Genomic DNA, 10,383 nt, shown 5'->3' with positions numbered 1-10,383 from the left:
TCAGTCTGCCAGTTCCGGGGCCGCAATCTTTTCACCCGGGCGCTCGTAAAGCATGATTTGTGAATAGTCGCGACCAGGAATGCCGGAAGGCCCGACAGGTTTCCAGCGGTTGATCAGCAGCTGTCGTCTTTCCTCAATCGTCAGGAGTTCCGGGCCGAGAGGTGAACCCGCTGCGAGGTCCTCCTGTTCAGCGACGCTAAGCCGCTGCCAGGCGGTTTTCAATTGGCGGTTCGCAATCGGTTCGTGTTCCTGAACGCGCACCAGAATACGGCCGACATGAGGACCGCGCCAGTGCTCCCGTAAACGAATTGCAGCGACCGGCTGACCGAAGTCGATTAAAGTCTCGTCTCCGGCCGAGGGGATCGTTGATTTATCGGCGCTGGTGAAAGCATGGGGTATTAGGAGCCCTTCTGGGCCGCGCACGAAGAGGCGAAGAGAACGAAGGTTAATATCTTTTTTCCAGAGAACCCGTCCACCGCCGTCTAGTGCCTCCACGGTGTAAGCATAGCTCGGGAAAGTCCCCTCTGGTAAGACGTCGGCGCTTGAGAGTATCCTAGTCTGCTCCTGTGGTGTGCTGAACACGAACTCGGTAGTTTGGCCGCGCAATGGATAGACAATGCTGGCATCCAGATCCTTAGCTGCAGTTAACGGGGATCGTGCCTCAAAGGAGGGCAGCTGCGACATGAGCAGGAATATGGCTATCCCTACCGAGCCAAGTAGCGCGGCCGCAAACAGCGATCTACCGAGTATCCTCATCGTTTCTGCTCCGCGGGAGCCCAGAGGATCGCTACGCGTGCACCAAGAGCTTGTCGCGCAAATCGCAACTGTGCGGCGGAGCCAATCTCGAGCCCCGCACTACCGACGCTAGACTCGAGCGGGCGAACATTTAGTTCTGCCTTTCTGAGCGCTTGTACGAGAGCTTCCTCCAAGCCGTCACCAGGCCCAATTAGGTCAGTAGCCAGCAACATCTGATTTTCGTCCGAGTTGGCATAGGATACCGGCCGACGCCTCAACTGCAATATTAACGCTTCTCTCGAGCTACGACGCAGTAACGCTTGGGAAATCAGAGCAGCCAGTTCGGCTCCTTCTTCATTAGGTGTGTTCCGTTCGGTAATTACAAGAAGAGCCCGAGCATTGAGTTTACGGAATAAGGATTGAGCTAAATCCTGGATGTTCTCATCGGCCCTGATCTGAAGGATGGGTCCACTTGATTCCGGACGCAGGATGAAGACTTGGTCGGGCTCACCGCGGCGCCTTAACGCGATCACTTGTTGGCCGGCTTGAGTTTCTTCAAGCGTAACCTTGAGATCAAGTGCAGCGGCTGCGTTGCGCACGATCGGGACCGCGGATGCGCCTCCTTCAAGCAGCGGATCGACAACTTCGAAAAGTAGGAAGGCAAGCTCTTCGCGAGTGAGCGATTGAGCCGTACGATTTTCGGTATCGAGAGGTGCCATTTCGGTGAGCACGCTCTCTACGGCTCTAGATGTAAGGACCAGTGAAGAGCCTTGCTCTGCTGAGCTGGAAAAGGTTATCTCCAGCCGAGGCAAAAGCGACCGCAGCGATGTCAGCGCGAGCTGACTTCCTGTCTCTCCGGCAAGTCTCATGAGCGCATGCCCATCTCTTCTAAACGAAATGTTCAAGCATGGTCCCAGCGCTTCTTCGAAGGAATACGAGAGAGAAACCCCTGCCTTCGCCTCTGCCAGCCGAGCTCCGCCGCCAATTGCGAGCCAACGTGCTTGTAGTGCATCTTTGATGCCCAAAGAAGCCATCGCGAGCCCCGGCACAAGAAGCGGCTCACGAACATTTATGCAGCCGTTTAGTTGCGTGGAGGGATCAAAGAGAAAAGCAACTCCGCTCTCCGTCCGGGGACGTATAGCCCAGCCGCCCCCAGCAAGAGGCTCCAAAAAGTAACCGGCGTCTTTTAGCAGCAATCGTGCTTCCGCTCCTGTCCTGCCACTGTCGATCATTGCTAACGCACGCTGCAGGCCTTCCGCCGTACGCCTCGGAATACTAGGGGCCTCTCCTTCTGCGGCATCGATTTGGGCCGCCCCGACCGTGACTGCGACCATCCGCGCGGGTGCAACTAGCAATCTTTGTGCATTTGACCCTGTCGCAAGAGCCTGATTGCTCGTCCGCGGCAGGAGCAGGTTAAGGCTAAACCCAATGGCGCTGCCCACAACGGCTCCTACGAGGCTGGTCTGCACCGTGGTTCGGAGAACTCTCGGAAGAATACCTTTGTCGTGAGCCTTCAGTGCAATCAGCGTCGGCAGGAGATAACCGAAGCCATAGTAGTCTGTCACGCGGTACTCGAAGTCCGCCCAAGAGAGCGCATGGCCAAGAATGAGCCGGTAGGCGAAGCTGATGTTGAAGAAGAGCAGGATCTTGCGCCCGCCTTCTATCGTGCTGCCAGAAAACAGACGGCTAGACAGAAGGGCGCTAGCGAGAAAAAAGATTACAAGTGCTTCGACGATCGAGGTCAGAATTTTCCAAGGCTGATACCATTGCAGGGCCAGAAGCGCCGGAATCAAGATCCCGCTGAAGTCCCAACCGTAAAGCAGGTTCAGCCGCGAGGCGACCAAGCAAGTTGTTATCAGAATGACGTAAGCTTTCGGACTGGCTAGTATCGAAGTGGCGAAATCTTCGTAGAGGTATGCGACAGACCCGATGCGGAAATTTGTGAATTCCATCAATCCGTAGCGTACTATAATGAAGGTGGTCCCAATCATCACCAAAGATTGAGCCATTCCACGTACGAAGCCAGGCTTCCAAAACTGATTTGCTAAGAGCGCTATAACAATCAGGCCGAAGCTATGAAGGCTGTTCGCCCACTCTATTCGCCACCCGAAGTTCTCGCTTAGCTGCTCGGCAGCGATCGGCAGGAGCCAGCCATCCATGACGAGACGGACGGAGACGGTCACGAGGATCAGCCCCATAAAGCGATCACGCCCGAAGAAACTGCTCCAGCGGCTCGGTCCGGATAGCTTTTCCGAAAAAAGCCAAAACAAGCAGTATACTAAAGATGCTTCAAAGAGCACCACCATGGCGGAAAGCGGCTTCGTGATCAGAAGCGGGACAACATAACCTGGTACTACGAGGCCGGAGAGCACCCAACCAAATCGTAGGTTGAAGAAACAAACGACCAGCACCCCTACCCAAACGGTTGTAATCACCGAACTTGCTAGGCTTCCGTCAGGCAAGATAGGTAGGACGAAATCGATCATGCCTCGTCTTGCCCTGGCTCGACCAATGAGAGCACGAGTGCAACGAATTCCTCGTGGTTGACCGGCTTACGTGCGACTGCAGCAGCGCCGCACTTGCGTGCCCGCTCTGCTGTCTGCGCATCGGTGTTCGCTGAAAGAACCAGAACCGGCGGCTTCTCACCTGGAGTAGCAGCCAGCTGTTTCAGAAAGGCGAAACCGTCCATAAAGGGCATCATAAGATCGAGAACGATGAGGTTGAATTCACCTTCATCGAGCTTCCTCAGAGCAGCTAAACCGTCACCGGCATGATCGACATCCAGCCCCTCGGCAACGAGACACATCTCGAGTAGTTCACTCAGTAATGGATCATCTTCGACCAGCAGAATACGCCGATACTCTGTCATGCTCGCCTCAACTGTAGGTTGAATTTATATCCCTCACCAGTCTCGCTTTCGGCCTGGAACGCCCCTCCCCAGTGAGAGACATGCGGAAGAATACTTCTGATAACGCGGAGCGGGAACGCCACGTCAACAGCGTTCGAGGCAAGCGAATCTGCAAGCCGTCGGGCGGGCAGGCCGAAACCGCCCGCGATTTCGAGACGAGTCTCTTGCGCGGCTTCGGTAAGGCTTACCGCAATTCTGGATCCACGTCCGCTATCACTGATGACGACTTGCAGCATCGCCGCGATAAGCTCCTCTAGCAGCCTCGGGTCTGCCATGACGAGCGAGGTAAGGGCGGGCTGACGCACATCGAGTGTAACCCCCGCCCGCTCGGTTAGTGGAGCTATCTTCATCAACTCCTGCTCCAAAGTAGAGCGGGGATTGACAGGAAAAGGTTCGCCTTTTGCATTCAGGGCGGAAGGATCTACGAGGCGGGCTAACGCATCTAGCGTCTCCCGCGTGCGCTCCACTGCTTGACTAATTAATCCGAATGCGCGCCTACGTTTCTCTGGAGCGAGCTTTTCGTTACCCGCTAGATTGGCCGCTAATCCAATTGCCTCAAGGTCATTTCTAAGTTGCGCATCAATGCCGCTTGCAAGCTCCGTCTGTATTCTGCTCAGCCGCTCCTGTTCCGTCGTATCTATGATCTCCACAAGGAGATCGCCCGCAATTTCCGCTGCTCGAACTAGATAGCTGCGACCGTCAATTTCTGCCTCAGAAGGGAGGCGCAAGTGGCCACCATACCGGACGAGTTTTCCAATGGCTGTTCGCACCCTGTCAGTTTCTGTTCCGGTGATTGCCACAGCCAGATCTACGGGCGTTGTTCGGGAGGGCTGCAAGCCGCATCTGGTCATAAGACTTCGCATATTTGCGTTCATGATTACTGGCATACCGGCTGCATCGAACAGTATGCTCGCGGTGTGGAGTGAGGCTAAATAACGGCGAAGCTCCTCGTCTCTGGTGAGCAAGGCGGCGACGGCTCGTCCGAGCCGAACTTCTGCTTTCTCGCGCCGACGGGGTCCGAATTGGGGCTCTTCGAGCCCATCCGATTGCCTGGCCCTACTCCTCGCCAGCCGCGCCGCCGCCGCCGCAATTGCATGATAATCCCGCGATGAAGATGGCACAACGTACAGCCAGTAGACGCCTTCCCCTTCTGTGCCGTCTACTCGACTAATTTGTGCATCATGCCACCCGACCAAACCCATAACATCCGCTGGTTCAGGCCGTGTCTCGTCGGCGCGCGTGAAATCAGGCGAGCGCGCTAAACTCATCGAGTTTTCAGATTCGGTAAGCCCAAACGCGGCAAGCGGCACAAATGTGCCGTCTCTTCGCTCCCTCAAAAGTAGGCTGCGTTGAACGCCTGTGAGCTTGGCGGCTGTCGAAAAGAACTCAGCCCGTCGCGAGGGATCCTGTACATCTTGATCCCGCCGCAGCCGAGAAGCTATTTGCTCGCGCAGTTGATCTGATCGCTGCCGCCGTTCTCGTGCTGCAAAGGCTGCCGCTGCGAGACCGAGACCAAGCGCCAAAAGAATAAGCTCGGCGACAGGCAGGAGGATGTCCGCAACAGATACCAGAGCCAAGCCAACAGAGATTGAGAGAACTGCGGCTAAGAAAGCAACGGCGATCCGCTGCTGCGGCGAGATGTAGAAAAGTAGGAGCGCTATGAGCCCGGCAGCGGCAATCAAGATGAGAGATCGAAGGGCACCTTCCAGTTGGAAGACCACTTGATCGGACAAGATCGCCTGTATTGCACGTGCGTGGAAACCTGCGTTTCCCACCGCAGGACTACCCGGAATTTCCGAAGTCAGGATAGAAGGAGGGTCCTCAGATGCTGGAGGCCCGATTACGATGTATTTGCCATCGAGGGTGTTGGGGCGAAATGCTCCCTCCAATATTTGTCTGGCTTCCAGAACTGGCATGATCGCTGCGGCAGCCAATCCAATGAAACCGTCCGAGCTCTCGTGTTCTCGTCCAGCGACAGCTCCCTCCAGGGTCGTAATGGATCCGCTTTCGCCGGGTATTGAGAACAAGAAGCGGCGTCCGACCTGCCGTTGATTATATGGCACGATATCAGCGGTAGCTCTCGGAAGGGGAGGCAAGACCCAAGTTTCTGTTCCCGGTACCCTGGCTGGAGCCAAACCTATCAGCGCCCCGGGCGGCGGTACGCTTTTTTCAGCTAGGTCCGCAGTCACCAAGATGAGTTCAGCCCCGAGCTCTCGCAAACGTGTGGTCAGCCGCGAAAGGTTCTCCGGATCGGCACGAACAACCACCACGCGGGGTTCGGTCGAGCGCGCCTGTGCAACAGCAAGATCAAAAACCAGGGCATTCGGCACGCGGAAGAAGCCGAGTTGTGACAAACCCGCGACTAAAAAGCCAAGGAGTAAAGGCAGAATGACAAAGAGGACCGGGAAGCCACCCAATCCGTTCCTGATCTTTCCTGTCAAATCGTGCAAACTCGACGCCCCCCTTCAACGTGTAGCTTTCGTCAGAAAGCATTTCGGAAGGTCAGTGAAACGCGATTGCCACTGCGATCGAACCGTTCATCATTCGAGGTGCGGATTACGTGCCGGTAATCGAGATCGATGTTCATGTTGTCCGGAAGACGGTGAGTGAGGCGGATTTGCGGAATCCAAAGCCGTTCTCTGCGTTCTTCCCCTTCGGGCGTCAGGCGGGCGTCCCAAGTCCACCGCCGATGAACCAGCCCTGCGCGTACGCGCGTTCGGCGGGCCAGCGGCCGAGTATAATATCCCCCCAACTGCAGTCTTCCATAATTGAGCCTCTCAAGATCGCTATTTACCCAATCGGAAGCAGCTTCTATTTGCGCAGAATGCCAGCTGCCAATTTGGTACCGGTATGCAGCCTCGATGCGGGGCGCCCAAGAGCTTGCGCTGCCACCTTCGTACCAGCGTCGCCGCAATGCTCCGGCAACGCTCACTCGGTGGTCACCCTTCTCAAACTCTAAGCCCGCCCCAGCACCTGCTTGATCGGTTCCGCGGCGCTCCAAAGTGATGAGATTCGTGGCCCCAGCAGCCTCGACGAATATTTTAAAGTCTTTCCCGAGCCTAATGATTTGCTCTGCCTCGACCCGATTAGTCCAGCGATTCTCACGATCAAAATACGCGTAGTATCCGCTCGATGCTTCAAAGCGTGTTTCGTTGCCCTCGGCGTCGAAGCTCGCGCCAACATAGATCCTGCCAAGCACGGCCGAGCCGTCGAGCTCTTCGTCCACGGTTCGCGCGGCATCGCTTGAGTACAGCCCTCCGACGGAATAGCCTCCGTACACTTCCGGATCGGCGTGCGCTGTAGGGGCGAAGGCTAACAGTCCCGCTAAGGACGCGGAACCAAGGCAACATTTTTTAAGACGATTGATCCTCACAGCCTCGCTGTCAGCCATCACTGTAACCCTCCCCTCATCTCGGCCCCTCTCCGTACCTTCCCAGCTCGGCGATTAGCCGATCAAGTGCTGGCTTTAACTCTTCTGCTGAAGCGCCACAGTTCATTCTCACCTGAACCTCGGCCGCGCATTCTCCAATTTGCACATAACCAAAGCTCGCCGCTGCTCCGGCTAATCTGTGCACAGTTCTTAGCGTCCTATCAGCGTCTCCGCTCGCGACGGCGTGGACCAATGCTTCATGATCAGTGAGCAGGCGCAGCTTGAAGCGTTCGCGCAGGCTCGCCAAGCGCGTCTCCAGATTTCTTTCCTGATTGTCTGCTTTTGGTGCAGTCATAATTCGACGTTTTGTTTAAGCATTGCTCGGCCCTTAACGTGCAAAAGTTACGAAAGTGCCCTTGATGAGATTGAGTGTGAACCCTTTGCGCCGCCACTGCATTGCACTGGCATGACTGACCTCGAAGACGTTCGCCAGCTAGCGATTGCGCAGTATCAACTCGACGAAGAAGGCCCGGAACCGGAGCTGGATTCGATCACGCAGATGACCGCCGAGCTATTCGATGTTCCGATTTCAGCAGTGACGGTGCTTAGTCGCGATCGTCAGATCTTTCAAAGTGCCTGCGGACTAGGTGCAGATGGCAGCCCGCGGAGTGACGCATTTTGCAACTTCACAATTGAGGAAGACGAAGTCTTCGTAGTTGAAGATGCGCAAGCTGATCCGCGATTCTGCGACAACCCGCTGGTTACGGGTGAGCCCTACATCCGTTTTTACGCAGGTGCACCGATCCGGGTCGGCTCGGAAGTCCCAATTGGAGCGTTGTGCGTAATCGACCAAAGCCCCCGTCGGTTTTCAGAAAAAGATGCGCGCCGCTTAAGTCTGTTGGCGCATACAGTATCCGGCATAATGGAGCTGCGCATCGGTAGCCGTCTACGCGGCCAACGGGAGAGTGAGCTCCGAGCTCAGACCGAATTGCTGCGCGCTACCGTCGACAACGTGCAACAGGGGATCGCCGTTTTCAACGCTGCAAGCGTGCTCATCCTTTCTAACGAACGACTATTTCAACTGATGGGTTTGAAGGTAGCAGACTGGCCGGCTGGAGAAACACAACTGCATGAACTGCTTTCAGCTGCAGCGAAGGGAGGATGGGAAAGCTCGAGCAATTCGGAACGACTTACGGCTTCGCTCCTCTCGCCAAGCCTCAAAAGTGATGAACCTAGCCGATTCGAGTTGTGCGGGGGCGACGGAAAAATTTTTGAAGTTTGGCACAGTGCGATACCGGGAAAGCATTCCATCCTCACCGTGCATGATGTCACCGAAAGAAGGCAGGTCGTCAGAATGAAGGACGAGTTCGTCTCAACGGTCAGCCACGAATTACGAACTCCGCTCACATCTATCCGCGGCGCACTTCTGGTGCTCAATAAAACGAGCGGCGAGGCGCTTGATGAAAAAGGGAAGAAGATGCTGGAAATGGCCAGCAGAAATGCTGTGCGCTTAGCGGAACTCGTGAACGACATTCTTGACATCGAGAAGCTTGGTTCAGGCGCGCTAACGATGCATTCGGAACAGATCGATCTCGCACAGGTTCTGCGCGAAGTATGTGAGCAGTTGCGCCCCCTTGCGGTATCTCATGAAGTCGAAATTGCGCTGACAACGGACGAGTTTCTCCCAGTGAGAGGGGACACCGGGCGCTTGGCGCAAGCGCTTTCAAACCTCCTTTCAAATGCCTTTAAATTCTCACCAGCCGGCGCGACCGTGGAGGTGACTGGTCAGCATGAGGATGGGCAGGTTAAGGTGAGTGTTGCAGATCGCGGTCCTGGCATTCCGCCTGACTTCCGTTCGCAAATCTTCCGGCGCTTTGCGCAAGCTGATCCAAGTCATCGATCAGGGATTACAGGCACAGGTCTGGGGCTCGCAATTACTAAAGCTATCATCGACCAGCACCAAGGCGAAATCGGTTACGAGAGCCAACCGGCACAGGGCGCCTGCTTCTGGTTTACTTTATCAAGTTCGAGCGAGGAGGAAGTCGCATGAGCGTTCTTCAGCGGGTTGTACTCGTCGAAGATGATCTGGATATCGCAGAACTTGCGCGGATCGGACTGGAGGACTTCGGAGGGTTTCATCTAACACACTATCCGTCGGGAGAGGATGCTCTAAGATCGCTCAAGACCGCGAGGCCTGACATCATCATACTGGACTACCGTATGCCCGGATTAAATGGCGCTGAAGTTCTGCTTGAGATCAGGCGAAGCGAGAGCCTTCGCGATATCCCGGTGGTGTTCATGACCGCCAGCGTGATGCCTCAGCACGTAGAGAGTCTTCGACAGCTAGGTGCCGTTGACGTGATTGCCAAACCGTTCGATCCGCTGACTTTGGCCGAGCGTATCAAGGCTATCTACACCGCGAATTCGTGACATACGTTCAGAGGGCAGATTGAACCTAAAGTACGGGCCGGTGGACAAGCATTAAGCCGAGAGAAGCCGCCTGCCTAATCCTTCCTGCAAGCCAGAAGCAGTAATCATCAAAAGTTGGAAACGGTTAGTCCGCGTGTGTCGACTCAGCCCCGATCTGCACCTCAGTGCTTCTCATGTGCCGCCGCTCACGCGGATTCGAGAGGCGAAGGTTCTCTTAAGAGTCCTGCGCTACTGCCGCCCCCACGGAGGTTGAGCAAATGCAATTGAAGGCCGTACTTGGACATCCCGCTGACAACCCGGCGAACATCACGAGCGGCACGGCAAAAGCAGCTGACCGCCGCCGGACCGAGCGGCGAGCCTTGCGTCTTTCGGCGGCAGCTAATTCGCATTCGGCTGATGGTCTCCCGGTCTTTGTGCTCGACATCTCCCGAGGAGGGCTTCTTTTGGAGGCTGAGCCTGGAGCTCTGGCTGTCGATGAGCGGGTCGATATCAGTCTTCCAGACCAAGAGGTCGTGACAGGGCGGATAGCTTGGCAAAGTGATCGCTTCTTCGGCTGTGAGTTCACCACCACGATCTCCCCCGCCGCTGTCGATGCTGCGCTGCTGAAGGGAGAGCCTTTCTCTACCGGCTAGTGATCACGTCGGACATCGATACGAGGGGCGCTCCAGTGACCGCGGTATCAAACCCGAGGTGAACTTCTCAACTGCCCTCGGTTTGCCTCTCGCCTCGTGGGCTGCGATCGGAACAGTTGGACTTGTAACGGTTTTGTGCCGGTCACCTATCTCATTATGCCACCTTGGCTTCGAACGCGAGTGGGCTGATGCCGCCCAGATATGAATGTCGGCGACGGGTGTTGTAGAAGCCATTTATGTACTGGAAGATTGCAGTTTCCGCCTGACGCCGGTTTGGCCAGCCTTGCCGCCAGATGAGTTCCGCCTTC

Annotated in this window: 10 protein-coding genes; 3 read left to right on the top strand and 7 right to left on the bottom strand. The window is 56.0% G+C overall.

Translation table 11 applies throughout. The annotated features are described in order from the left end of the window. The 6 genes from G7A66_RS12995 to G7A66_RS14690 are packed head-to-tail and all read right to left on the bottom strand — an operon-like array spanning nt 1 to nt 7,368. Nucleotides 1-756, bottom strand: coding sequence for a hypothetical protein (locus G7A66_RS12995; protein ID WP_174296111.1), 756 nt, complete (start codon nt 754-756; stop codon nt 1-3). After that, nucleotides 753-3,221, bottom strand: coding sequence for a poly-gamma-glutamate biosynthesis protein PgsC/CapC (locus G7A66_RS12990; RefSeq protein ID WP_174296110.1), 2,469 nt, complete (start codon nt 3,219-3,221; stop codon nt 753-755). The genes G7A66_RS12995 and G7A66_RS12990 overlap by 4 nt, the downstream gene beginning before the upstream one ends. After that, complete coding sequence (locus tag G7A66_RS12985; protein ID WP_174296109.1) at nt 3,218-3,604, bottom strand: response regulator transcription factor; 387 nt, start codon at nt 3,602-3,604, stop codon at nt 3,218-3,220. Before G7A66_RS12985 ends, G7A66_RS12990 begins: the two co-directional genes overlap by 4 nt. Continuing rightward, on the bottom strand, nt 3,601-6,093 hold the full coding sequence (locus G7A66_RS12980; protein WP_174296108.1) for a histidine kinase: 2,493 nt from the start codon (nt 6,091-6,093) through the stop codon (nt 3,601-3,603). Before G7A66_RS12980 ends, G7A66_RS12985 begins: the two co-directional genes overlap by 4 nt. Before the next feature lie 32 nt (nt 6,094-6,125). Then, on the bottom strand, nt 6,126-7,034 hold the full coding sequence (locus tag G7A66_RS12975; protein WP_174296107.1) for a hypothetical protein: 909 nt from the start codon (nt 7,032-7,034) through the stop codon (nt 6,126-6,128). A 16-nt stretch (nt 7,035-7,050) separates the two neighbouring features. Beyond that, a complete protein-coding gene (locus G7A66_RS14690) occupies nt 7,051-7,368 on the bottom strand; it encodes an Hpt domain-containing protein (protein WP_174296106.1) in 318 nt (105 codons plus the stop codon). Between G7A66_RS14690 and G7A66_RS12965 the strand changes: the two genes are divergently transcribed. The 3 genes from G7A66_RS12965 (at nt 7,273) to G7A66_RS12955 (ending at nt 10,075) form a co-directional block, all read left to right on the top strand. Then, the gene (locus G7A66_RS12965; protein WP_232366892.1) at nt 7,273-9,063 is read left to right on the top strand and encodes a GAF domain-containing sensor histidine kinase; all 1,791 of its coding nucleotides are present in this window, start codon (nt 7,273-7,275) and stop codon (nt 9,061-9,063) included. The two genes, G7A66_RS14690 and G7A66_RS12965, sit on opposite strands and share 96 nt — an antisense overlap. Continuing rightward, nucleotides 9,060-9,443 carry a response regulator gene (locus G7A66_RS12960; RefSeq protein ID WP_174296104.1) on the top strand — a complete coding sequence of 128 codons (384 nt, stop codon included), beginning with the start codon at nt 9,060-9,062 and terminating at the stop codon, nt 9,441-9,443. Before G7A66_RS12965 ends, G7A66_RS12960 begins: the two co-directional genes overlap by 4 nt. Nucleotides 9,444-9,700: 257 nt before the next feature. Next, nucleotides 9,701-10,075 carry a PilZ domain-containing protein gene (locus G7A66_RS12955; protein ID WP_174296103.1) on the top strand — a complete coding sequence of 125 codons (375 nt, stop codon included), beginning with the start codon at nt 9,701-9,703 and terminating at the stop codon, nt 10,073-10,075. Between the two features lie 154 nt (nt 10,076-10,229). Here the strand turns inward: G7A66_RS12955 and G7A66_RS12950 are convergent. After that, nucleotides 10,230-10,383 (bottom strand): IS3 family transposase (locus G7A66_RS12950; protein ID WP_174296102.1); only part of this gene is annotated, 154 nt, incomplete at its 5' end.

Source organism: Alteripontixanthobacter muriae (assembly GCF_013336795.1).
Lineage (GTDB): Bacteria > Pseudomonadota > Alphaproteobacteria > Sphingomonadales > Sphingomonadaceae > Pseudopontixanthobacter > Pseudopontixanthobacter muriae.
This window is presented reverse-complemented; position numbering and strand designations above follow the sequence as displayed.